This window comes from Nitrogeniibacter aestuarii (genome assembly GCF_017309585.1).
Taxonomy (GTDB): domain Bacteria; phylum Pseudomonadota; class Gammaproteobacteria; order Burkholderiales; family Rhodocyclaceae; genus Nitrogeniibacter; species Nitrogeniibacter aestuarii.
Genome location: NZ_CP071321.1, coordinates 4,069,936 through 4,092,285 on the forward strand (window position 1 = coordinate 4,069,936; position 22,350 = coordinate 4,092,285).

The 22,350-nt window shown below is 64.7% G+C and carries 18 protein-coding genes and 1 pseudogene; 10 read left to right on the plus strand and 9 right to left on the minus strand.

Annotation, left to right across the window (positions count from 1 at the left end; all coding sequences use genetic code 11):
- Positions 1-70: 70 nt before the first annotated feature.
- Positions 71-697 (minus strand): CGNR zinc finger domain-containing protein, encoded by a 627-nt coding sequence (locus J0W34_RS18930; protein WP_230969803.1) that lies wholly within the window; start codon positions 695-697, stop codon positions 71-73.
- Between the two features lie 107 nt (positions 698-804).
- Here J0W34_RS18930 and J0W34_RS18935 point away from each other — a divergent pair, with 107 nt between their 5' ends.
- Both J0W34_RS18935 and J0W34_RS18940 read left to right on the plus strand, forming a co-directional pair.
- The gene (locus J0W34_RS18935) at positions 805-1,437 is read left to right on the plus strand and encodes an FMN-dependent NADH-azoreductase (protein WP_230969804.1); all 633 of its coding nucleotides are present in this window, start codon (positions 805-807) and stop codon (positions 1,435-1,437) included.
- Between the two features lie 21 nt (positions 1,438-1,458).
- A complete protein-coding gene (locus tag J0W34_RS18940; RefSeq protein ID WP_230969805.1) occupies positions 1,459-1,674 on the plus strand; it encodes a tautomerase family protein in 216 nt (71 codons plus the stop codon).
- 21 nt (positions 1,675-1,695) lie between these two features.
- Here the strand turns inward: J0W34_RS18940 and J0W34_RS18945 are convergent, their stop codons facing one another.
- Positions 1,696-2,073: a DnaJ family domain-containing protein gene (locus J0W34_RS18945; RefSeq protein ID WP_230969806.1), complete on the minus strand. Its 378-nt coding sequence runs from the start codon at positions 2,071-2,073 to the stop codon at positions 1,696-1,698.
- 186 nt (positions 2,074-2,259) lie between these two features.
- Here J0W34_RS18945 and J0W34_RS18950 point away from each other — a divergent pair, with 186 nt between their 5' ends.
- Together J0W34_RS18950 and J0W34_RS18955 are read left to right on the plus strand one after the other, a co-directional pair.
- Positions 2,260-3,954 carry a methyl-accepting chemotaxis protein gene (locus J0W34_RS18950; protein WP_230969807.1) on the plus strand — a complete coding sequence of 565 codons (1,695 nt, stop codon included), beginning with the start codon at positions 2,260-2,262 and terminating at the stop codon, positions 3,952-3,954.
- Positions 3,955-4,152: 198 nt separating this feature from the next.
- Complete coding sequence (locus J0W34_RS18955) at positions 4,153-4,743, plus strand: CBS domain-containing protein (RefSeq protein WP_230969808.1); 591 nt, start codon at positions 4,153-4,155, stop codon at positions 4,741-4,743.
- Positions 4,744-4,832: 89 nt separating this feature from the next.
- Here J0W34_RS18955 and J0W34_RS18960 read toward each other — a convergent pair whose 3' ends face one another.
- The 3 genes from J0W34_RS18960 to icmF all read right to left on the minus strand — a co-directional run bounded on the left by J0W34_RS18960 (position 4,833) and on the right by icmF (position 11,944).
- Positions 4,833-5,453 (minus strand): hypothetical protein, encoded by a 621-nt coding sequence (locus tag J0W34_RS18960; protein ID WP_230969809.1) that lies wholly within the window; start codon positions 5,451-5,453, stop codon positions 4,833-4,835.
- 177 nt (positions 5,454-5,630) lie between these two features.
- A complete protein-coding gene (locus J0W34_RS18965) occupies positions 5,631-8,468 on the minus strand; it encodes a zinc-dependent metalloprotease family protein (protein WP_230969810.1) in 2,838 nt (945 codons plus the stop codon).
- A gap of 212 nt (positions 8,469-8,680) precedes the next feature.
- Positions 8,681-11,944, minus strand: a complete 3,264-nt coding sequence (gene icmF / locus J0W34_RS18970) for a fused isobutyryl-CoA mutase/GTPase IcmF (protein ID WP_230969811.1) — start codon at positions 11,942-11,944, stop codon at positions 8,681-8,683.
- Positions 11,945-12,071: 127 nt separating this feature from the next.
- Here icmF and J0W34_RS18975 point away from each other — a divergent pair, with 127 nt between their 5' ends.
- Complete coding sequence (locus tag J0W34_RS18975) at positions 12,072-13,148, plus strand: AraC family transcriptional regulator (RefSeq protein ID WP_407941108.1); 1,077 nt, start codon at positions 12,072-12,074, stop codon at positions 13,146-13,148.
- Between the two features lie 12 nt (positions 13,149-13,160).
- Here the strand turns inward: J0W34_RS18975 and J0W34_RS18980 are convergent, their stop codons facing one another.
- Positions 13,161-14,012 carry an aldo/keto reductase family protein gene (locus J0W34_RS18980; protein WP_230969812.1) on the minus strand — a complete coding sequence of 284 codons (852 nt, stop codon included), beginning with the start codon at positions 14,010-14,012 and terminating at the stop codon, positions 13,161-13,163.
- Between the two features lie 130 nt (positions 14,013-14,142).
- Between J0W34_RS18980 and J0W34_RS18985 the strand changes: the two genes are divergently transcribed.
- The 3 genes from J0W34_RS18985 (at position 14,143) to J0W34_RS18995 (ending at position 17,667) form a co-directional block, all read left to right on the plus strand.
- Positions 14,143-16,200, plus strand: a complete 2,058-nt coding sequence (locus J0W34_RS18985; protein WP_230969813.1) for a PAS-domain containing protein — start codon at positions 14,143-14,145, stop codon at positions 16,198-16,200.
- Positions 16,197-16,904, plus strand: a complete 708-nt coding sequence (locus J0W34_RS18990) for a response regulator transcription factor (RefSeq protein WP_230969814.1) — start codon at positions 16,197-16,199, stop codon at positions 16,902-16,904. The genes J0W34_RS18985 and J0W34_RS18990 overlap by 4 nt, the downstream gene beginning before the upstream one ends.
- Positions 16,905-17,190: 286 nt before the next feature.
- Positions 17,191-17,667: a VOC family protein gene (locus J0W34_RS18995; protein ID WP_227816217.1), complete on the plus strand. Its 477-nt coding sequence runs from the start codon at positions 17,191-17,193 to the stop codon at positions 17,665-17,667.
- A gap of 216 nt (positions 17,668-17,883) precedes the next feature.
- On the opposite strand, the gene J0W34_RS19000 is transcribed toward J0W34_RS18995, so the two are convergent.
- Positions 17,884-18,492, minus strand: a complete 609-nt coding sequence (locus J0W34_RS19000) for an Lcl C-terminal domain-containing protein (RefSeq protein ID WP_230969815.1) — start codon at positions 18,490-18,492, stop codon at positions 17,884-17,886.
- On the opposite strand from J0W34_RS19000, the gene J0W34_RS19005 reads away from it, so the two are divergent.
- Complete coding sequence (locus J0W34_RS19005; protein WP_230969816.1) at positions 18,491-18,679, plus strand: hypothetical protein; 189 nt, start codon at positions 18,491-18,493, stop codon at positions 18,677-18,679. The genes J0W34_RS19000 and J0W34_RS19005 overlap by 2 nt on opposite strands.
- Before the next feature lie 95 nt (positions 18,680-18,774).
- Here the strand turns inward: J0W34_RS19005 and J0W34_RS19010 are convergent, their stop codons facing one another.
- On the minus strand, positions 18,775-19,869 hold the full coding sequence (locus tag J0W34_RS19010) for an inorganic phosphate transporter (protein ID WP_230969817.1): 1,095 nt from the start codon (positions 19,867-19,869) through the stop codon (positions 18,775-18,777).
- Positions 19,870-20,009: 140 nt separating this feature from the next.
- Positions 20,010-20,975: pseudogene (locus tag J0W34_RS19015) on the minus strand (LysR family transcriptional regulator).
- Between the two features lie 121 nt (positions 20,976-21,096).
- Here J0W34_RS19015 and J0W34_RS19020 point away from each other — a divergent pair.
- A complete protein-coding gene (locus J0W34_RS19020) occupies positions 21,097-22,344 on the plus strand; it encodes an MFS transporter (protein WP_230969818.1) in 1,248 nt (415 codons plus the stop codon).
- Positions 22,345-22,350: the final 6 nt, after the last annotated feature.

Sequence of the window (22,350 nt, forward strand, 5' to 3'; positions counted from 1 at the left end):
CTGTCCTGTGGGTGACTTCAGTGTTTGACCCCGCCAAGGCGCCACGCCTTACATCGGCCCGCCCCGATCATCACTTTTTCCGGGCCCGGTGGGCGGCGGCCTTGGCGCGGTTGCCGCACACCGCCATGGAGCACCAGCGGCGCTTCTGGTTCTTGCTGGTGTCGACAAACCACAGCGTGCACGGCGGCCATTCGCAGTTCTTCACGCTCACGAGCTGATCCGACGCAATCAGTTCGGCCATCTGCGCCGCCAGCGGTGCGAGCAGATGCTCCGGCCGGCTGAAGCTGGCCTGCCAGTGCAGATGCACATGCGATCCCACGGCCTCGATGACACGCACCTGCTTGTCGCGGGCGAGCCAGCGGTTGAGCGGCTCGAGCTCGTCGATGGCGCTGGCAGGAAAGGGGTCACCGGCATATCGGGTGATGAGGTCGCGGTACCACTCGCGTAGTTGCCGGGCCTGAGTGGCGAGCTTGTCGAGCACGTCCTCGCCCGCCTCGCTCGCAACGCGCTCGATCACATCGTCGTCCACCAATCCCGCCGCCCGCAGCCAGTCGAGCAGCCCGGCGCCATCGCCCCACCACTCGATCTCGTTGCCCCACGGCGCGCAACGGCTGTTGAGCGCATCGAGCGCCGGATGCTCGGCCACCAGAAACGGCGCCGGCTTTTCCTGACCCGCCTCCATCGTCATTCCTTTCATGAAACCGAAACAAGAATAACCATCAAAAAACATGTTGACAAGTTACCAATACCCACAATAACTTGTTAACAGCGATTTTGCTGGTTACTTTTATTCAGGAGTTCATCATGACTCGTTTGCTGCACATCATTGCCTCGCCCCGCGACGAGGCCTCCCATTCCAACACCCTCGCCAAGGCCTATCTGGAAACGCGCCGCAAGGTCGATCCGGGGGTGACGGTGGACACCATTCACCTGTGGCATGCCAAGCTGCCGGAGTTCGACGGCGACAAGGCCGCCGCCAAGATGACCTTCTTCGGGGTCGGGTCCATGGACGACACCCGCCAGAGCGCGTGGGACCAGATCGTGGACATCACCGAGCGCTTCCGCCAGGCGGACGAATACGTGTTTGCGGTGCCCATGTGGAACGGCGGCGTGCCCTACAAGCTCAAGCAGTACATCGACCTCATCACCCAGCCCGGGCTACTGTTCGGCTTCGACCCGGAGCGCGGCTACTTCGGTCTGCTGGAAAACAAGCGGGCCACGGTGTTCTACACCGCCGGCGTCTTCGCCCCAGGCGTCGAATCCAAGTACGGAGAAGACTTCCACTCCACCTATCTGAACTGGTGGCTCAAGACCATTGGCGTCAATGACATCGATGCCGTGCGTCTTCAGCCCTCTTTGCTGACAGCTGACCCCGCCGGCGACCAGGCCGCGGCCGTCAAGCGCGCGGAAAACCTCGCGACCACGCGATTTCAATAATCCCAATCAAAGGAGCACACCATGCCCATCATCGACATCAAGGTCTTCAAGGACGAACTGAGCCCGGAGCAGTCCCGGGCACTCATTGCGCGCATCACCGATGCGGTCACCGAAGTGACCAGCGAAAAACTCAGGGAGGTCACCTGGGTGACCATGACCGAAGTGAAGGACGGTCACTGGGGCGTCGGCGGCAAGGCCATCGGCCTGCCCGATGTGAAGGCCATGATCGCCAGCTGAGGCGGGCATGGCGTCGGGTCGTCAGAGGCGGCCCGACACCCGCATGCCTTCCAGTCGCAGGGCAATGGCCTGCTCGATGTCGTTCAGTTGCGAGCGGATGCGCGCGGCCTCGGCCGGGTCGGTCGTGTGTTCGAGTGCGTCTCGCAGTTCGGCCCGTTTGCGGAACATGAAGATCTCGGGCGGGACCGCATCGGCATTGCGCAGCACCTTGAAGGGCATGCGGAACTCGCCCGGCGTTTCAACAAAGCCGTCGGCCTTCATGGGCTTGCCGAAGCTCTCGGCACTCTGGATTTCACCCGTCTCGTACGCGCGGGCGATGAGCTTGCCGATTTCGTCGTCCTGCGTCTGGATCAGCAGGTCACGTTTCTTGCGGCGCTCGGATTCGGCAGGATCGGTCATAAGGGCGTCCAGACGGGCGTTGACGGAAATTATGACCCCCCAGTGGGGCGTGATGGTTCCCCGGTCGCCGCCCTGCCGCCCGTAAAATGACAATTAAATTGTTGATAACGAAGCTTAAAGTTCTGCGAACGAACGGTCGATAGCGCTCCTAGAGAATTAATAAAATTCCAAAGGGAGACACTCCGCATGTTCACGCTCACCCAAGGCATGAACCTGCGCCATCAGTTTGCACTGCTGAGCGCACTTGCCTCTTTAATCCCCATCGCTCTCATCGTTGCCATCGTCAATGCGCTTGGCACCCCCCTGAACGCAACCGCCCATGCCCTGCTCTGGCCGACGGCCGTGGGCACCGTCTGGCTGTTCAGTTTCTTGATTGCCGGCGCCCTGCTCAAACCCCTGGACAGCCTCAGCGAACACCTGGCGCGCGTCGAAATGGGGGATCTGCAGACGCCATTGCGCCTGCCCGGTTCGCTACAGGACAGGGCCGAGGCCAGCGTGCGCGAATACCAGCAGGGACTCACGCGTCGCCTCGAAGCCATCGCGGGCGACTTCCAGTCCATGTTCAAGGCGCCCTTCACCATGAAGCAGGACACACAGGTCCAGCTGGGCGGGCTTCGCGTGCCAGAGCTGTGGTCTGGCTCGTCACAGCTCTCGGGCAACAATCAGTCACTCGAGTCCTTCACCGCGCGCACCGGCTGCCCGACCACGGTCTTCATCAAACTCGGCAAGGAGTTCGTCCGCGTGGCGACCACCTTGCAAAATGCCGAGGGCAACAAGGTGGTGGGCACCCCACTGGGTATTTTCCACCCGGCCTATGCGCCACTCACCGAGCAGCGCGAGTATGTCGGCCCGGCGCAGCTGTTCGGCCGCAACTATGCGACCAAATACACCCCCATCAAGGACGCCAGCGGCGAGGTGGTGGCGGCGCTGTTCGTGGGCGTGCATGCCGACGGCGACGTCACCGGCAACCAGCTGGTGCGCATGGCCATCGCGCTGTCGTCGCTCACCGGCAAATATGTGCGCCTGCTCTCGCGCATCAAGAACTCGTCGGGCATGTCCACCGATGCGGCCGGCAAGCTCGGCAGCAATATCGAACAGACACGCCAGATCGTCCAGAACCAGCAGGCCCAGGCCGTGGAAGCGGTGCAACTGATGGAACAGCTGCAGTCGCGTGCGGACAAGCTCTACGAAAACTCCGTGCAGGCGTCCGAACTGGCGGCGCGCGCCGATGCCGAATCCACCAACAACCGGGCCACCATCGACTCGGTGCAGGCAATGTTCAGGTCCCTGACCGAATACGCCGAGGAAACCCTGGCGGTGGTGCATCAACTGGTCGAGGAGTGCGAACAGATGAGCGGCATTACCGAGGCCATCAACCGGCTCACCGAGCAGACCAACCTGTTGGCACTCAATGCCGCCATCGAGGCGGCCCGCGCCGGCGAGGCCGGTCGCGGCTTCGCCGTGGTGGCCGACGAGGTGCGCAACCTCGCCAACCAGACCAAGGAGTCGGCGGGCGGCATCATGCACAACATCCAGAACGTGCAGGCCAAAGCCAAGGCGACCGACCAGATCATGTCGAAGCAGCGCGACCAGGTGACCGCCGGCGTGGCTCAGGTTCGCCAGGCGGGCGAGGCGATGACCTTCATTACCGACTTCGTCCACGACATCAGCCAGTACAACAAGAACAACGCCACCTTCTCGTCCGAGCAGTCGGACCTGGTGCGCCACATGAAAACCAACGCGAATGCACTGGCCGACATGGTCAGCCAGATCGTTCAGGGCAATGACGACATCGAGGACTCGGCCTCGCGCATGGGCGAGATATCGCATCAGCTCAATTCCATCGCCAACCAGTTCCGGGTGGGCGCGGCGAGTCACTGATTTTTTCACGCAGTACGCGAACCGGTCAGGCGCTGGCCGGTCCGAATACAGGTAGGGTCGCCGCGCGTCCCGCGTGGCGACCGCTCAGGTCATTTCAACCTGGAGATGACCGTTGCGCACGTGGCGGCACTCGCACGCACGGTGTCGCGCCGCCAGCGCTCCTCGGTCGTTCCCGGGATCAACCCAGGAGGGACCACCATGAACGACTCAACCCACCGTCTTCAGAACGTACGCCTCGGCGATGTCCGCTATCAGGTGCCGGAGCCCGGCATGCCCCGCCATGTGGATGCGCGCTCGTCGGCCATCGAAGTCATGACCGACCTGCACCGCGTCCCCGCCGCCACCGTCTCGGCCTCAATGCCTTTGGACATGACCCGTCAGGCCATGATCCTGCGCGGCGTGCGCATGCTGCTGGTGGTCGACACCGAGCGCGCGGTCAAGGGGCTCATCACCGCCAGCGACCTGCTCGGCGAGCAACCCGTGACCATCTCCCAGGCCCGCGGCATCAAGCCCTCGGAACTGACCGTGGGTGACATCATGACGCCGGTGGCCCAGATCGAAGCCTTCCGCTTGCATGACGTCCTCAAATCCAGCGTGGGCGAAATCGTCACCGCCCTCAAGCAGATGGGTCGCCAGCACGCCCTCGTGATCGAAAGTCATGCCGGCGAAACGCCCAGCATCCGCGGCATTTTCTCGGCATCGCAGATTGCCCGTCAGATGGGCATCCCGCCGTTCGTGGATGAACTGGCGCGCACGTTTGCGGAGATCGAGGCGGCCGTCGGCGCCTGAGTCGAGCGGGTCGCCGCCTGCCCGCTCCCCTGAACGGCCACGCTGATCGCCCACGTTGGCGCGGTCCGCCTGTGACCGCGCCTCGAGCTTTACTGCGCCGACGTGCGCTCCAGTTCGAATTCGGCGCACGGACTCACCGCGCCGGTGGCGCATTCGAAGGTGAGTTTACGGAATTTGAGCGTATTGGCTGCGCTCCAGCGCACGTCAGCCGGGCCCCAGTCCGGCGTCTGCACCTTGTGGACGAGTGTCAGATCGCCATCCACATAGCGATGGATTTCGAGCACATTGGGGTCGTAGTCGGCTTCAACGTCCTGCTGTGCCATGGCCACCAGGTCGCCCTCGGGGGCAAACAGGGGGTATCCGCTCAGGGTCCGATACGCGCCGGAGCGAAGATCAAGCCAGCCGAATCGCCCGCCCTCGGCCGTCTGCTCGAACACCACCAGGAGTCGGCGGTCCGCCAGCAGTTCGATCGCCACGTAGGTGACACTGCCCGCCTCGAGCACCCGAGCATGTCCGTTGTCGAGCGTCACGCGCAAGGCGCCGGTCGCGTTGCGTTCAACCGGCGCATCCAGTTGCGCTTCGAGCTGGCGCGCGCAGTCGAGCGAGTTCGACAGGGCCGGGCACTCGAATTTGCCCTGAACCGCGCTGAACTGTCCGGCGGTACACACGGCAGACATCAGGCTCAGCCACATGGTCAGCAGGATCTTCATGGTCGGACCTCGTGATCAGCTTGTCATCATCGCCGGGGTCACCGGCAGCACACCTGCACTGTAGCGTTCGCCCGTGCGCGCGCCCATGGGGCATCCACCCCATCCTGGCGCATCACCACGCAAAAAACCGGCTCGCGGGAACCCCCGCGAGCCGGTTCAAGAGGCCTTGGGGCCGGATCAGTAAGGTGAGGTCACGATCACGCTGCCCGCCCCCGAACCATCGAAGCCGAGCGTCGCGTGCGTTACGGTGCTGACCGTAAAGCTCACGCTGGGTACCGTGCTCTTGAGGCTGGACTTGCCCACTGCACACTGTCCATTGGCATCACTGGTGCACGATGCGCTGCCGTTGGCGCCATCGCCCCAGTTACCGCTCAGGGTGGCATTGGCGACCGGGTTGCCCAGGTCATCAACCAGTTGCACATAGACGATGGCCGTCCAGCGCTGGCCCTTGTCGGTACTCACGCCGGTCTGCAGATCCGCCACCCGCACGGTGCTCGCCACCGCCTGGTCGGTGATGGTGACCGACACGGTTTCGCTCACGGTGTTGCTGGCCGAATCGGTGACCGTGGCCGTGATGAGGTGATCCCCCAGGCTCAGGGTCGTGACGGCCAGATTGGGGCCGCTGCCAATGAAGCCATCCAGGCTGGAGCTCCAGCTGATGCCGGAGGACAGGTCGCCGTCCTCGTAATCATCGGCGCTGGCGCTGAGGACCACGGGCTCGCCCTGGAGCACCACGGCGCCATCGGTGGGCTCGCTCACCGTAAGGACCGGCATCTGCTCGCCCGGCTGGCCCTGGCTCTCGATACGCACCAGCGACACACTGACGCTATCGGTGTTGCCGTTGCCGGTCGTGCGATCGGTGTCCTGCACACGGACGATCACGGTGCCCGAGGTGGTGGCCGGCAGCGTCGTGCTCAGGGTCTGCTCGCCCGTACCGTTGTCCAGCACGCCGAAGGTCGTGAAGGTGCTGCCATCGTCGGACCAGGCAAAGCTGAAGTCATCGCCCTCGCTGTTGGCCGGCGCATTGGCGACCACCGACAGCGTCATGAGCGCACCCGGTTGCACGCCGGTGATGTTCCAGCGGTGATCCAGGCTGCTCACACGGTTGCTGGGGCGACCGCCCTGATGCGTCTCGGACAGCTGTTCGCTGCCGGTGACGACGGTGGTATTCACATAGGAACCGGCGCTCACCGTGCCGTCCACCGTGGCTTCACTGGTGGCATGGAAACGGCTGGGCAGGCTGATGGTGACCGCTTCGCTCAGGTTCGACCAGGCCGAACCGGCGCTGTTGTAGGCCTCCACCTGGTACACATAAGTGCCGCTGGCGAGGTTGTTGTCGCTGAAGCTGCCTCCGTCTTTGGCCACGGCGCCGACCTGCACAAACAGGCCGCCATCGACCTGGCGCATGACACGGTAGCCGGCTTCGTTGCTGGTGGCGGTGGAGGCCGGATCGGTCCACACCAGGGCAATGCCGTTCTCGCCCACGAGCGAAGCCGTCAGATCGGTCGGTGCGCTGGGCGGCTCGGTGGCCACCACGTCTTCGGGCACAGAACCGCTGATGGTGTATTGCCCCAGGCTGCCATAGCTGGAATAGCCGGTGGCCGGATCGCCCTCGCCCACCCCGGCGACGGCCAGATAGTAGCGGCCTGCAGCGACGCTCACCGACACGCTGGCGTCGGTCTCGCCGATGGGGTTGCTCTGGGCGATCAGGTTGCCGGCCCCATCGTAGAGGGAGGCCAGGACATCCAGGTCGGAACCGCGCAGGTTCGAGCTGGCATAGCGCTCGCGCCAGTCGGGCACGACGCTCAGGTCGATCACGCCAGCCCCGGAGTCAATGTAGAACAGGTCGATATCGCTGCTGTCTTCGATCACGCCCTTGTTGTGGGAGAACACATTGTCAGGGTCGCTGACCGGGGTGCTCGAAGCGATGGTCGTGCCGCTGCGCACCAGGGGCGTCGCATTGGCCAGCACGATGTCTTCGTGATCGTCGGCGCGATAACCGAGGCGCCCGGCGATGATCGCCAGGTCGTCCTGGGTGTTGTTGGCATCGGCGTATTCGCCGCGGCTCCACTGGGTGACGTTGGTGTAGTAGCCCGCACCCATGATCGGCGCCCACGAGGTGTTGCCGCTGCCATGCCCCAGGTAGTAACCGGTGGTGGAGGTGCCGTCATGGGACAGCCCCAGGTTGTGACCCAGCTCGTGCGAGGCCGCTTCGGCGATGGTGTGGACCGAGTTCACGCCGTCCTGGAACACCAGGGCCGGTTGATAGTAGGGGTAATTGCTGTTGCCCCACACGCCCACGTAAGCCACACCGCCACAGGAACAGGTATAGATCGGGTTGCCGTTCTGGTCCGCCTTTCGGGTCACGAGAATATGACCCACATTCGGGCCGAAGCTCGCCGGCTGTTCGGTCGTCACGTCGATATCGAAGGCGGCGAAATCCTCGGCAATGCGCTTCCACACATCGGCGATGGCATTGACCTCGGTCTGCGAGAAGCTCGCCGGATTACCGTCGGTGTCGTAGGGCTTCATGATCAGCGGATCGACCCCGGCATTGGCGTTCCAGACCGTGCCGGACACCGTGTGACCGTCCATGTCCAGATAGACCGTGCGCGAAGCGCCCGGCTTGCTGTGCAGCAGGAAGACATTGCTGGCATCCACCTGCTCGATGCCCGGCGTGGCAGTAACGTCGACCGTACCGGCCTGCTCGATGGTCGGGTCTTCGTAGAAGATGCCGCCGCGAGGGTCCACGCGCAATTGAGCCGCATCGGCCGCCGGGAATTCGAACCCCTGCAGCCAGCGCAATGCACGTGCCTTGGCGGCAGGCGGCAGGTTCTCCAGATTGGAGCGCAACAGGCCCGGGGGCAGCTCGGTGATGTCACCGGGCTGTCCAAGACCGAAAGCGGCCGCCTGCGGGGGCGCGGCGTTGGCGTCGGCAATGACAAAGCCGGCACTGGCCAGCCCCACCATCACAAGACGCATGAAACGCGTCGACATGCGAACGGAATAAGTCATCGGCATTGCCTCCTCAGGCTGGCGTTCTCGGGGTCCGAATCCTAACGTCAGATGAGTCCGTGTCTTGAGTCACACGACGTAAGCGCGGTTCGAACGGCCGGATCGCCTGACCAACGGTCGACACCGCCCGAGGCAGACCCCAAAAAAACGGCCTGCAGTGCAGGCCGGGAAGAGACAAGCAGGTAATCCTGCAAGCAATGGACGGGCGACGCTTACATGCTGCGGCGGTACTGGCCACCCACCTCGTACAGCGCGCTGGTGATCTGGCCGAGCGAGCAGTGGCGCACCGCGCCCACCAGCAACTCGAACACGTTACCGTTCTCGATCACGGTCTGGCGCAGCTTGCCCAGCCAGGCTTCGGCCTCGGTAGCGTTGCGCTGCTGGAAGTCGGTCAGTCGGGTGAGCTGGCCCTGCTTTTCCTCTTCCGTGGAGCGGGCCAGTTCGATCTCCTGATCCACATGCCCCTTCGGGTTGAGGAAGGTGTTCACGCCAATGATCGGGTAGGAGCCGTCGTGTTTCTTGTGCTCGTAGTAGAGCGACTCTTCCTGGATCTTGCCGCGCTGGTAGCCGGTTTCCATGGCGCCGAGCACGCCGCCGCGATCGGAGATGGCTTCAAACTCGCGCATCACCGCCTCTTCGACCAGATCGGTCAGTTCGTCGATGATGAAGCTGCCCTGGTTGGGGTTCTCGTTCTTGGACAGGCCCCACTCGCGGTTGATGATGAGCTGGATCGCCATCGCCCGGCGCACCGACTCCTCGGTGGGGGTGGTGATCGCCTCGTCGAAGGCGTTGGTGTGCAGGCTGTTGCAGTTGTCGTACAGCGCAATGAGCGCCTGCAGCGTAGTGCGGATGTCGTTGAAGTCCATCTCCTGCGCATGCAGGGAACGGCCCGAGGTCTGGATGTGGTACTTGAGCTTCTGGCTGCGCTCGTTGGCGCCGTACTTGTTCTTCATGGCCACCGCCCAGATGCGGCGCGCCACACGGCCGATCACGGTGTATTCCGGGTCCATGCCATTGCTGAAGAAGAAGCTCAGGTTGGGCGCGAAGTCATCGATGTGCATGCCGCGCGCCAGATACGACTCCACGTAGGTGAAGCCGTTGGCGAGCGTGAAGGCCAGCTGGCTGATCGGGTTCGCGCCGGCCTCGGCGATGTGATAGCCGCTGATCGACACCGAGTAGAAGTTGCGCACCTGGTGGTGCACGAAGAACTCCTGAATGTCGCCCATCATCTTGAGCGCAAACTCGGTGGAGAAGATGCAGGTGTTCTGGCCCTGGTCTTCCTTGAGGATGTCGGCCTGCACCGTGCCGCGCACGGTGGAGAGCGTCCAGGCACGGATCTTCTCGGCTTCTTCCTCGGTCGGTTCGCGGCCGTTGTCGGCGCGGAACTTGTCCATCTGCTGATCGAGCGCGGTGTTGAAGAAGAAGGCCAGGATGATCGGCGCCGGGCCGTTGATGGTCATCGACACCGAGGTGGTCGGCGCGCACAGGTCGAAGCCGTCGTACAACACCTTCATGTCGTCGAGCGTGGCGATAGAGACACCCGAGTTGCCGACCTTGCCGTAGATATCCGGACGCAGATCCGGGTCGCAGCCATAGAGCGTGACCGAATCGAAGGCGGTCGACAGACGATGCGCCGGCATGCCTTCGGACACTTTCTTGAAACGACGGTTGGTGCGGAAGGCATCGCCCTCGCCCGCGAACATGCGGGTCGGGTCCTCGCCCTCGCGCTTGAAGGCGAACACGCCGGCGGTGTAGGGGAAGGAACCGGGCACGTTCTCTTTCATCAGGAACTTGAGAATCTCGCCTTCGTCCTCGTACCCGGGCAGCGCCACCTTGCGGATCTTGCTGCCGGAGAGCGATTGGCTGGTGAGCTGGGTGCGGATCTCCTTGTCGCGGATCTTCACCACATATTCGTCAGCGGCGAACAGCGCCTTCTCGGTCGGCCACTGTTCAAGCAACTTGCGGGCGGTCGGCGTGAGCTCGCCGTCCTTCCAGTTGATCAGCTCGTCGAAATGGGCCGCCGGCTTGTCGCACTGTTCGAACAAGGCCTTGGCCGTGCGCAGGGACTGACGCTCGCGGGCGATGCGCGACTGACGCTCGATCTCCTTGTGATAGCCGCGCACGGTGTCGGCGATTTCGGCGAGATATCTAACCCGCTCCGGCGGCACGATGGCACGGCCGCGGGAGGAGGAACGCACCGTCACGCGGGGCAGCTTGCCCGGCTTGGCCTGCAGGCCATGCTCGACCAGGGTCGGGAAGATGGACTGATAAAGCGCGGTCACGCCGTCATCGTTGAAGCGCGCGGCCATGGTGCCGAACACCGGCATCTCGTCCGGGCTCAGGGAGAACAGCTCGCGGTTGCGCTGGTACTGTTTGCGCACGTCGCGCAGGGCGTCTTCGGCGCCCTTGCGGTCGAACTTGTTGATGGCCACGACATCGGCGAAGTCGAGCATGTCGATCTTCTCGAGCTGGCTGGCCGCGCCGAACTCCGGCGTCATCACATACAGCGAGGTATCCACGAAAGGCACGATGGCCGCATCGCCCTGGCCGATGCCGGAGGTCTCGACGACTACCAGATCGAAGCCCGCCAGCTTGCAGGCGGCGATCACCTCGGGCAGCGCCGCCGACACCTCCGCGCCCGTGTCGCGGGTGGCGAGCGAACGCATGTAGATGTGCTCATGCTCGATGGCGTTCATGCGGATGCGGTCGCCCAGCAGCGCACCGCCGGTGCGCTTGCGCGACGGGTCGATGGAGATGATGGCCAGCTTGAGCGCGTCTTCCTGATCGAGGCGGAAGCGACGCACCAGCTCGTCGGTGAGCGAACTCTTGCCCGCCCCGCCGGTGCCGGTGATGCCCAGCGTCGGCACTGTGAGCTTCTCTGCCGCGGCGATGATGGCCTTGCCGGTGGCCGCGTCGTAGGCGCCGTTCTCCAGCGCGGTGATCACCTGCGCCAGCGCACGGCGGTCGCCCTTTTCGAGCAGCTTGACCACATCCTTGCCCTTGGGCGCGAAGGCAGTGGCCTCGAAATCCGCCTGCTCGACCAGATCGTTGATCATGCCCTGCAGGCCCATGCGGGCGCCGTCTTCGGGCGAGTAGATGCGGGTTACGCCGTAGTCGTGCAGATCCTTGATCTCGGACGGCACGATCACGCCCCCGCCGCCGCCGAAGACCTTGATGTGCTCGCCGCCATGGGCCTTGAGCAGATCGATCATGTACTTGAAGTACTCGACATGACCGCCCTGGTAGGACGTGATGGCGATGCCCTGTACATCCTCCTGCAAGGCCGCGTTCACGATTTCGCCCACCGAGCGGTTGTGCCCCAGGTGGATCACCTCCGCCCCCGAGGATTGCAGAATCCGCCGCATGATGTTGATCGAGGCATCGTGCCCGTCAAACAGGGAAGCAGCGGTGACGAAACGCACCTTGTGCTTGGGCTTGTAGGGTGCCAGTTTGTTGGCAACGCTCATATCGGTCATGGTTGTCTCTCTCGCTCTTCGGGCGGTGATCCTCTGCATCTTAGAAGGGCAAGGCCCGTCCCGCCATTGCCGACGCAGACGTCAATCGTGCAAAATCGGTCAATCTCATCAAACCCGCTGACCGACCGTGCCCGCTCACCCGACAGCCCCCGACGCCGACCAGACCCGCGCCGCCCCGCCCCGCGCCACGGTTGCCAATGGCTTCGTCACCGGCATGCTGGCGGGGATGACGCGCCAGGGCCGGGACACCGGGGCGCTACTGACCCGCTTCGGCATCGACCATGCAGACCCGGCCAGCCGCATTCCCATCGAACGCTATGCGGCGCTCTACAACGCGGTCATCGACGCACTCGACGACGAGGGCTTTGCCCTGTTCAGCCAGCCCATGCGCCGCGGCAGCTTCGAGTTCCTGTGCCGGGCCGCCCTGGGTGCGCCGACACTGGCCATCGGGCTTGAGCGCGCCAGCCGCTTCCTGGATCTGGTCTTGCCCGACATGCGGGTGCAGATCGAACGCGGCCGCGAGTTCGCCTTGCTGCACATTGCCGAGCGCCGGTCGCTGGCCGACGATCCGGACGACGCCGGCCGGGTGTTTGCCTTCGAGTGGCTGCTGCGCCTGTTTCACGGCGTGGCCAGCTGGCTGGCCGGGCGCGGGCTGGCGCTCGATGCGGTGAGCTTTCCCTACTCGCCCCCGGCCCATGTGGCCGACTACGCGCTGGTCTATACCGCCGACTCGCGCTTTGGCACCGGCATGCTCACGGCGCAGCTGCGCGACCATCTGCTCGATCTGCCCATCCGCCGCGACGAAGCCGCCCTGCAGGCCTTTCTGGACGGCGCTCCGGGCAAGATCTCCATGCTCTACCGGCGCGACCGCAACACCGTGCTGCGGGTGCGTGATCTGCTGCGCTCGGCGCTACCCGACACGCTCACGGTCGACGCAGTGGCCGAACGCCTGCATATCTCGCCCCGCACCCTGCACCGCCGGCTTGAAGAGGAAGGGGCGGGCTTTCGCACCATCAAGGACGCCCTGCGCCGGGACATTGCCCTGGCCCGGCTGGCCAAGACCGACCAGCCGGTAGCGGCACTGGCGGCGGAACTGGGTTACGCCGACCCGTCGGCGTTCTACCGGGCCTGTGTGGCCTGGACCGGACGCTCACCCGACCGGTATCGACGCGAACTCAGGGCCGGCAAACAGCCCCGGCGCTGAGTCCGCACCCGCTCACCCCGCCCGCAGGGCGTGCGTGACGGCCTGCATCTCGGTCTCATCGAGCGTGAAGCCGAAGATCGCCAAGTCATCGCGCATGTGCTCGTCGTCACTGGTGCCCGTGAGCGGCACGATCCCCAGCTGGGTGACATGCCGCAACAGCACCTGGGCGGGCTCGCAGCCATGGCGGCTGGCAATACGACCGAGCGCCAGTGCCCCCAGGGCATGGGTGTTCGCGGTCAGCGTCCAGAAGCTCTCGTAAATGATGCCGCGGGTGTCGCACCAGGCACGCAGCGCGACGTCGTATCCCGATTTGGCATAAAAACGGTTCTGCACGATCGAGGGCTTGATGTCGGCCTGAGCCTCCAGATGCTGCAGCAGGGTCAGGTCGTCGCAGTTGCTGATCCCCAGCAAGCGCACCTCGCCCTGCCGATGGAGCTGTTCCATGGCCCGCCAGGCGCGCAAGGTATCGTCGGCCGTGGGCAGGGGCGAATGCAGGATCAGTGCATCCGGCCGCGCAGGGGCGAGATTCGCGCAAGACACCGAAAAGGACGCGACCACCTGAGCCTCGATCGGTGCGTTCGGCGCGTACGGCACGTTTGCCGGGTCCTGGCCCGACGGCGGCGTGAACTTGGTCTGGACATACAGCGGTGGGCTGTCGGCGGCACGGGGTGCCGCCGCAATGCCCTGCCCCACGCCGGGCTCATGGTAGTGCTTCGGTTGGCAGGCGGTGTCGATGCCGCAGAAGCCGGCCGCCAAGGCGCGGCTGACCAGCCGGGCGGTGTCGGCCTTCTTCCAGGCGGTCCCGTAGAGGATCGGCGGTATCAGCACCCCGTCGCGGGTGCGCCTCCAGTGAGCGAGATCCATGATGCGTTCCGGTGATTGCGCTTTGCCAGTGTGCCGCAGGCCTGCCCCGTGTGAAAGCGCGGCCGCCCCGGCACGCCCGATTGACGCACCGCGCAATGTGTTCGCACGCCCGTTTCGGTTACATTTCGGCATGGCCCGAAAACCCGCACCACTGCCCGACGCTCCGCCCGCCCCGGTCCGCTCGCCCGAAGACCTGCGTCGCTACGACCTGCTGCTGGCGGGGTTGGACCTGCTTGACCAGGCCATTGCCGTGTTCGACGCCACGCCCAAGCTGGTCACCTGGAACCGTGCCATGGTGCGACTGCTGGAGTTTCCCGAGTCGCTCATGAAGGTGGGCACACCCTTTGAGGCCTTCGTGCGCTTCAATGCCGAGCGCGGCGAATATGGCGAGGGCAACATCGAGCAGCAGATCGCCCAGCGCATGGCCTCGGTGCATGCCTTCGAACCCCACTATGTGGAACGCACCCGCCCCAATGGCAAGGTGCTGGCGATTCGCGGTGTGCCGATCCCCAACCTCGGCTTCGTCTCGCTGTGGACGGATGTGACCGAACAGCGCCGCTACGAGACACTGATCCAGCAGCAGAACGTGTTGCTCGAATCGCGGGTGCGCGAGCGCACCGCCGAGCTGCTCTCCGCCAAAACCGAACTCGACGACATCGCTGCCGCGCTCGGGCGCAGCGAGGCCCGCCTGCAGACCATCGTCGACTCCATTCCCGCCCTGGTGGCCTATACCGACGCCAGCCTGGTCTATCAGTTCGTGAACAAGGGCTACGCCGACTGGTTCGGGCTGGACAAGGAGGCCCTCATCGGGCGCAACATCGCGCAGGTGTTCGGCGCCGAGGCGTATGAACAGATCCGCGCCCATGTGGATCGCGCCGCAGCCGGCGAGCAGGTCAGCTATGAATACGTGCGCACCGGCGACAAGGGCCGCCAGGTCTATGCGCGCAGCGTGGTGGTGCCGGATGTGGACCCGAACGGCGAGGTGATCGGCCTGTTCGTGCTCTCCATCGACATTACCGAGCAGAAAGCCAGCGAAGCGGCGCTGGTGCAGGCGCAGAAAATGGAAGCGGTCGGCCAGCTCACCGGCGGGCTTGCACATGACTTCAACAACCTGCTCACCATCATCATGGGCAACCTGGACGCGGCGCGCGCCCAGGTCGACCCGCTCGTGGCCGCCGATTATCTCGACCCCGCCCGGCGCGCTGCCGAGCGCGGCGTCGAACTGATCCGGCGTCTGCTGACATTCTCCCGTCGCCAGACCCTGGAACCCACGGCGGTGGACGTGGGCAAGCGCATTCGGGAATTCACCCATCTGCTGCAACGCTCATTGAGCGAGTCGATCCATATCCACACCACGTTGCCCAATGCGCCGCTGCATGCGCTGGTCGACCCCCACCAGCTGGAAAACGCACTGCTCAACCTGGCCATCAACGCCCGCGACGCCATGCCCGGCGGCGGCACCCTGAGCATCACGGTCAGCGAACGCCATATTCCGGAAAGCCAGTCGGCACTGGTGGAACTGCCGGTGGGCCACTATGTGCAGATCGATGTCGCCGACACCGGCACCGGCATCGAAGAAGCGCTGCTGACACGGGTGTTCGAACCCTTCGTCACCACCAAGCCCTTCGGTCAGGGCTCGGGGCTGGGCCTGTCGATGGTGTATGGCTTTGTGCGTCAATCGGGCGGCAACATCCGCGTGCGCAGCACCCCGGGTAAGGGCACCACGGTCACCTTCGTGCTGCCGCGCACCGAAGCACCCGCCCCGGTTGCCCCCGAACCGCCGCGTGCCAGTAGCGACCGCAAACCGGTGCGATGCCCGGTCCTGCTGGTGGAAGACGACCCCGAGGTGCGCAAGGTGATCCGCCTTCAACTGACCGAGCTGGGGTACCCGGTCGTCGAAGCCGACAACGGCGTCGAAGCGCAGACCATGCTCGAACACGTCCCCGACATCGGCCTGCTCATCTCCGACACCGTCATGCCCGGCGGCATCGGCGGGCGCGAACTGGTGCAGATCGCCCGACAACTGCGCCCCGAGCTGCCGCTGCTGCTCATCACCGGCTACGCCAGCGGCCAGGCCATCGCCGAAGTGCAGGATCTGGACGTGCCCATCCTGCGCAAACCCTTTGACCGCAGCGTGCTCGAGCGCACGCTGGATCAGTTGCTCAGCCACGTAGAATCTCCGGTATGACACAAGCGCGCATCCTCATCGTCGAAGACGAGCCCGATATCGCCCGGCTCATCGCCCAGTCCCTGGACGGCTATGGTTTTGTCACCGAACTCGCCCCCAACGGACGCCGGGGCCTCGATCAGGCCAAACGTCAGGCGCCGGACCTGGCCATCGTCGATCTCGGCCTGCCCGACATGGACGGCATGGAAGTCATCCGCCAGCTGCAACAGCAGACCCCGTGCGCGGTGCTCATCCTCACCGGGCGCAACGACGTGATGGACCGGGTGCTGGGGCTCGAGCTGGGCGCCGACGACTACCTGGCCAAGCCCTTCGAGCCGCGCGAACTGGTGGCCCGGGTGCGCTCCATCCTGCGCCGCTATCTGCGCACCAGCGCCTCCGAGTCCGGGAGCACCCCGGGCATTGCCCGCTTCGCCGACTGGCAGTTCGACATCGGTCGCCACATGCTGGTCGCACCCGACGGCCACGAGGTGAGCGTCTCCGCCACCGAAGCGAGCATGCTGCAGGCCCTGCTCAAGAACCCCAACCGCATCCTCTCCCGCGAGCAACTCATCGGCGAACGCGACATCGACCCCTACGACCGCAGCGTCGACGTGCGCGTCTCGCGCCTGCGCCGCAAGCTCGAAGACGACCCCCAGAACCCGCGACTCATCAAGACGGTGTATGGGGCGGGGTATCTGTTTACGGCGACCGTCGAGTGGGCCTGATTGATCGGTCGGGCGGAAGCATCGAAAGGGTCATTCGCCATCGATCAGGACGGGCGCAATTCGTTTGGGCGAAGTGACAGAGCGCGACCTCCCCGCCCATGAAGTCTCCAGCCATCAACCTGCAGCCGGGAACGGCGCTGAGCAAAGAGGCGTTGATTGACGGACGAAGCCTTCGGCGCTCCCTCACTACGCCTCAGCCACTTGAACACACGCGCTTGAAACAGGACTCGACATCCCCTGACAGTCATTTCATAATTATGGATTATTGATTTTCCCGGAGACATCCATGAGCCAACGCCCCTTCAAGGTTCTCGGCATCCAGCAAATCGCCATCGGCGGCCCGAGCAAGGACCGCCTCAAGACCCTGTGGGTCGACAAACTCGGCCTCGACATCACCGGCAACTTCGTCTCCGAGCGCGAAAACGTGGACGAAGACATCTGTGCCATGGGCACCGGCCCATTCAAGGTCGAAGTGGATCTCATGCAACCGCTCGACCCGGAGAAGAAACCTGCGGTGCACACCACCCCGCTCAACCACGTGGGCCTGTGGATTGACGACCTGCCCGCAGCCGTCGAATGGCTCACCGCCGAGGGCGTACGCTTCGCCCCGGGTGGCATCCGCAAGGGCGCCGCGGGCTTCGACATCTGCTTCCTGCACCCCAAGGCCAATGACGAGTTTCCGGTCGGCGGTGAAGGCGTGCTGATCGAGCTGGTCCAGGCGCCACCCGAGGTGGTGGATGCGTTTGCGAAGCTGGCGGGATGACCTGTCCACGGTCGTGACATCACATGCCATGAAAAAGGGCTCCATCGAGGAGCCCTTTTTCATGGGTCGCCGCTTTTCGCGCGACAACTTCCGGCCATGTCAGACGGAGGAGATGCGCTCCATCACCCGGATGGCGCGCAACCGCTTCCGGGGGAAACGGTCAATCCATCGCGCTGTGCCGGAGCCACCGGCGCACTTTGCCCGACCCGGTCCCGCTCACGGTTCACCACACACCAGCCGCACCGCAAACAGATAGCCGCGATAGCGGTGGCTGAACTCGAGATCACCCGCGTTGAAGCCGACATACCACCCTTGCGAGGCATCAGACGGCGTACTGCTCCAATACCCGTAGTTGATTTTGTCCAGATTCGGGAACGCTACCGGGTCAATGGTCGGGGTGCGCTTGGCTTCCACGCGCGCTTGATCGACCAGACTCCCCAGCTCTTCCTTGGTCGGGACTCTCCATTGGCCGCCGCCCTGCTCCTGGGCCTCGTCAAAACTGAAAAACCTCACGTCGCCAACGCACCCCCTAGCGTTGTCCCAGCGCTGCCCGACGCTACAGCGCTGCCAGGTCAGTTGCGTGTCCTGATCGAAAACGATAGCACCATGAAGGACATATCGACCGAAGGCTCGCGGTTCGGATTGCTCCGCGCCTGCGCCTGCTTTGCATCCGACAGCCCCCTCGGCGTCACCCGCATGCCCCATGAGCGGGGTAAGTGGCGCGCAAAGCAACACGCCAACCATCTGTAACCATTTCACCGATCGCTCTCCCACACAGCTCGCTTCCGACAACGCCTGCCTGCCCTGCTTTTTCGATCGCCGCATGCTCTCACATTCTCTCTGGGCCGCCCTCGATTCGTTTCGTCCGGTGGTGTCGTCGCCCAGGTGCAGCGAAACGGAATCCGGGCTCCCGGAGGCGGCCGGTCGGACCGTGTCCCGGCAACGCTTGCTGATCAAGCAGATTCAGGCACTGCCCGAGATGGTGGGCTCGCTTTCGAAACTGGCGGGCTGACCGAGCCGCACACGACATCTTCAGCCGCGTTCGCTGAACGACAAGGGCTCCCTCGGGAGCCCTTTACATTGATCGAACACACGACCGAGACGACGTCAGCGCCCGAGTACGGCCATCGCGCCGGCACCCAGCAAGGCCCCGGTGGGCAGCGTGATCAACCATGCGAGCGCGATCTGGCCGATGACACCCCAATGTGCACGGTGCGTACTGGCACCGATCCCGAACAGCGCACTGCAGGAAACGTGTGTGGTGGAAACGGGAACCCCCAGCTTCGAGGCGAAAATGACCAGGCTAGAGGTAATCAGGTTGGCCGTCAGCCCCTGCCCCGGGTTGATCTCGGCGATGTCGTGGGACATCTTTTCGGCGACACGACGCGCACTGATCAACCCTCCCACGGCCATGAGGACGCCCACCGCAATCAAGGCCATGTCGGCATCGATGGTGCCACCTGCGAGAAGCAGCGCAGCAATCTTGGGGGTGTCGTTGAGGCCGCGAGCAAAGCACACTGCGCCAGCGCTCAGGTAATGCAGTCCATCGAGGAGACGCCCTACCGAAATCCCCATCACGGCCCCCTGATAGCGCACCTTGCAGTTCGCGCTTTCATCCAGCGTCAGGCTGACGGATTGCAACGCGGCCGCTGCCCCGGGATTTCCCGGCAGCGTGGCAACAACGTCCTGACCCACACAGACGCAGGTTTCGTGGGTCACCCCCAGGCGGCGCCGAGCGCGCCGCACGAGCGGATAGAGGGTCACGGCCAGCGCCATGGCGAGCAACGGACTGACCAGAAGCGGCACCAGAAACTTGTCCGTGAGGCTGCCGAGATTCAGCAGATCGCCTGCGGCCACCAGGCCGGCTCCCACCAGCCCGCCAATGAGGGCATGCGTCGTTGAAATCGGGAAGCCGAGTCGCGTTGCCAGCAGGACCGTGCCACCCGCAGCCAGCCCGACCGACGCCGGAAATGCAGGGGAGGCGATCACGCCGGGCGGGACCAGCCCTTTACCCGAGAACGCCGCCAAAAGACCATTCGCCAGCACAAGGGCAACCGCCGATCCGGCCAGCGTCGTCACCGTTGCCCAAACAAGCGAGCCCCGGTACCGGGCGGTGCCGCTACCGAACAGCGTCGCGACCCCCTTGAAGTTATCGTTCGCACCATTGGCGTATGCCAGAAGCAAGCCCGCGATGAATACCATTCCAACTATGCTCACCGTAATCCCCACGCATCCTGTTCATCGATGCTTAATGAGAACCGGCTCAAGCAGGCCAACCTTACGTCGGCGCATCACGGTGGCATGAAAACCGACGGCTGCTCGCCCGCTGACGAAGACCCGACTCAGACCGATACCACCTCCGGCAAGGCCTCACGGAACATGTCGATGAACAGCTTCAAACGCGCCGGGTAATAGCGGGCATAGCGATACACCAGACTCACCGGTGAGGGCTCCGCTGCCCATCCGGGGAGCAGCTGCACCAGCCGGCCGCTGGCCAGGTCGTTGGCAAACACCCAGCTCGATCCGACGCACACACCCAGGCCGTGCAGGCAGGCGCTGCGCAGGGCGTAGAGGCTGTCGGTGGACACCCGGGGGCGGAAACTCACCGCGTGCGAGGCACCATCGCCGGCGTGATGCAGCGTCACTTCAGTCCGTTAGAAGCTGCGCAGCGCGAGCCAGGGCAAGGTGGCCAGATCCGCGGGGGTGGCCGGCATGGGGCGATCGTTGAGCAAGTCGGGGGCGGCCACCACGATGCGGGGTACTTCGGAGATGCGGATCGACACCAGTTCAGGGTCGGTCACTTCACCCACCCGGATGGCGCAATCGATGCCGGCGGCGATGAAGCTGTCGATGGCGCGGTCGTCGTGCAGCAGCCACTCCACCCGCATGTTGGGGTAGGCGTTCAGATAGCGGGCCAGCGGTTCGACGAGACGATCTTGCCCGAAGGCGTGGGGTGCGATCACCCGCAGCACGCCTTCGGGGGATTCATGAGCGCCGAGCAGCTCGCTCTCGAAGGCTTCCCAGTTGTCGATGAGTTCGCGCGCACGCCGGTAGCAGCGCTCGCCGTCTTCGGTCAGGCGCATGCGGTGCGTCGAACGGTGAATCAGGCGCACCCCGAGCGTCTGTTCAAGCGCTTTCAATCGACGACTGACGGTGGGCTGGGTGGTCTGCAGTTGCTCCGCAGCGGCGGTCAGGCTCCCCGCTTCGACAATGCGCACGAAGGTGCTGACCAGTTCGATGCGCCCGCCATGGGTGCCGGTGTTTGCCGCTGCGGCGGCAAGTGGGGCACGCCCTTTGTTTTCACTCACGATCCATCCCGCCAGCCTCTATATACAACCAGCGTATAAAAGCCTTACGCTTTTGGCTACTACCGCAACGGGCAACAAGGCACGAAAATCGCCCGGAACACATTTCCGCCCCCCGGCTTTCATGACCTCAGCACACTCAAGCACCTGCGACACGGACGCCCCTCACCCCCCCATCGGCACGCCCCCTGCGCAGCACCCGCTCTCCCACCGACTCGTGCTGATCATGGCCACGGCCACCGGTCTGGGTGTCGCCTGTCTCTACTATGCGCAACCGCTGCTCGGCGTCCTCACGGCAGAGCTGGGGCTGAGCGCGCAGACAGTGGGCTACATCCCCACCCTCACCCAGCTGGGCTACGCGCTGGGCATCATCTTTCTGGCACCCCTCGGGGACCGCCATGACCGACGCGTCATCATCCTCATCAAGGCCATTCTGCTGACCGCGTCGCTGCTCGCCTTCGGGCTGTCTTCCCATCTGTCTGCCCTGCTGATCGCTAGCTTCGCCATCGGGCTCACGGCCACGCTCGCGCAGGACATCGTGCCCACCGCCGCCACGCTGGCCCACGACACTCAGCGCGGGCGCATTGTGGGTACGGTGATGACCGGGTTGCTGATGGGCATTTTGCTGTCGCGAGTGTTCAGCGGGCTGTTCGCCGAGCAGTTCGGCTGGCGCAGCGTGTTTGTCCTGGCGGCGGTGAGCATGGCGCTGACGGGGGCCGTGATCTGGCGCACCCTGCCCCATGTGGCGCCGACCACCACCCTCAGCTATGGCGCCTTGATGCGCTCTTTGCTGGCGCTGATCCGCGAACACAGTGCGCTGCGCCGTGCGGCGCTGGCACAGGGGCTGCTGTCGGTGGCTTTCAGTGCGTTCTGGTCCACCCTGGCGGTCATGCTGCATGCCGAACCCTTCGAGATGGGCAGCGCGGTCGCCGGGGCTTTCGGGCTGGCCGGAGCGGCGGGCGCACTGATCGCCCCGATTGCAGGCCATCTGGCCGACCGGCACGGGCCACAGGCGGTGACGCGGGTGGGCACCGCCGTCACCACTGTGTCGTTCGCGCTCATGTGCGCCGGCGTGTGGCTGGCCCCGACGCCTCAACTGGTGGTGCTTGCGGTGGCGACCCTGGGCTTCGATCTTGGCCTACAAGGCACCCTGATCGCGCACCAGACCATCGTCTACGGTATTGCGCCCGAGGCCCGGGCACGACTCAACGCCATCCTGCTCGGTGGCATGTTCATCGGCATGTCGCTGGGCTCGGCGATCGGCAGCCTGCTGCTCGACCGTTTTGGCTGGCTGGGCGTCACGCTGCTGGCCACGGCAGCGGCCGGCAGCGCGTTTTGTCTGCGTATGCTGCCGCCGCCGCGCAGCGCATGAAACAAG

Bases quoted from the DNA above. Each gene is read 5' to 3' on its own strand.
- J0W34_RS18950 (WP_230969807.1), top strand. From the start codon at position 2,260: ATGTTCACGCTCACCCAAGGCATGAACCTGCGCCATCAGTTTGCACTG.
- J0W34_RS19000 (WP_230969815.1), bottom strand. From the start codon at position 18,492: ATGCGGCGATCGAAAAAGCAGGGCAGGCAGGCGTTGTCGGAAGCGAGC.
- J0W34_RS18945 (WP_230969806.1), bottom strand. From the start codon at position 2,073: ATGACCGATCCTGCCGAATCCGAGCGCCGCAAGAAACGTGACCTGCTG.
- J0W34_RS18930 (WP_230969803.1), bottom strand. From the start codon at position 697: ATGAAAGGAATGACGATGGAGGCGGGTCAGGAAAAGCCGGCGCCGTTT.
- J0W34_RS18935 (WP_230969804.1), top strand. From the start codon at position 805: ATGACTCGTTTGCTGCACATCATTGCCTCGCCCCGCGACGAGGCCTCC.
- J0W34_RS18980 (WP_230969812.1), bottom strand. From the start codon at position 14,012: ATGGATCTCGCTCACTGGAGGCGCACCCGCGACGGGGTGCTGATACCG.
- J0W34_RS19005 (WP_230969816.1), top strand. From the start codon at position 18,491: ATGCTCTCACATTCTCTCTGGGCCGCCCTCGATTCGTTTCGTCCGGTG.
- J0W34_RS18960 (WP_230969809.1), bottom strand. From the start codon at position 5,453: ATGAAGATCCTGCTGACCATGTGGCTGAGCCTGATGTCTGCCGTGTGT.
- icmF (WP_230969811.1), bottom strand. From the start codon at position 11,944: ATGACCGATATGAGCGTTGCCAACAAACTGGCACCCTACAAGCCCAAG.
- J0W34_RS18955 (WP_230969808.1), top strand. From the start codon at position 4,153: ATGAACGACTCAACCCACCGTCTTCAGAACGTACGCCTCGGCGATGTC.
- J0W34_RS18965 (WP_230969810.1), bottom strand. From the start codon at position 8,468: ATGACTTATTCCGTTCGCATGTCGACGCGTTTCATGCGTCTTGTGATG.
- J0W34_RS19020 (WP_230969818.1), top strand. From the start codon at position 21,097: ATGACCTCAGCACACTCAAGCACCTGCGACACGGACGCCCCTCACCCC.
- J0W34_RS18985 (WP_230969813.1), top strand. From the start codon at position 14,143: ATGGCCCGAAAACCCGCACCACTGCCCGACGCTCCGCCCGCCCCGGTC.
- J0W34_RS18995 (WP_227816217.1), top strand. From the start codon at position 17,191: ATGAGCCAACGCCCCTTCAAGGTTCTCGGCATCCAGCAAATCGCCATC.
- J0W34_RS18940 (WP_230969805.1), top strand. From the start codon at position 1,459: ATGCCCATCATCGACATCAAGGTCTTCAAGGACGAACTGAGCCCGGAG.
- J0W34_RS18990 (WP_230969814.1), top strand. From the start codon at position 16,197: ATGACACAAGCGCGCATCCTCATCGTCGAAGACGAGCCCGATATCGCC.
- J0W34_RS19010 (WP_230969817.1), bottom strand. From the start codon at position 19,869: ATGGTATTCATCGCGGGCTTGCTTCTGGCATACGCCAATGGTGCGAAC.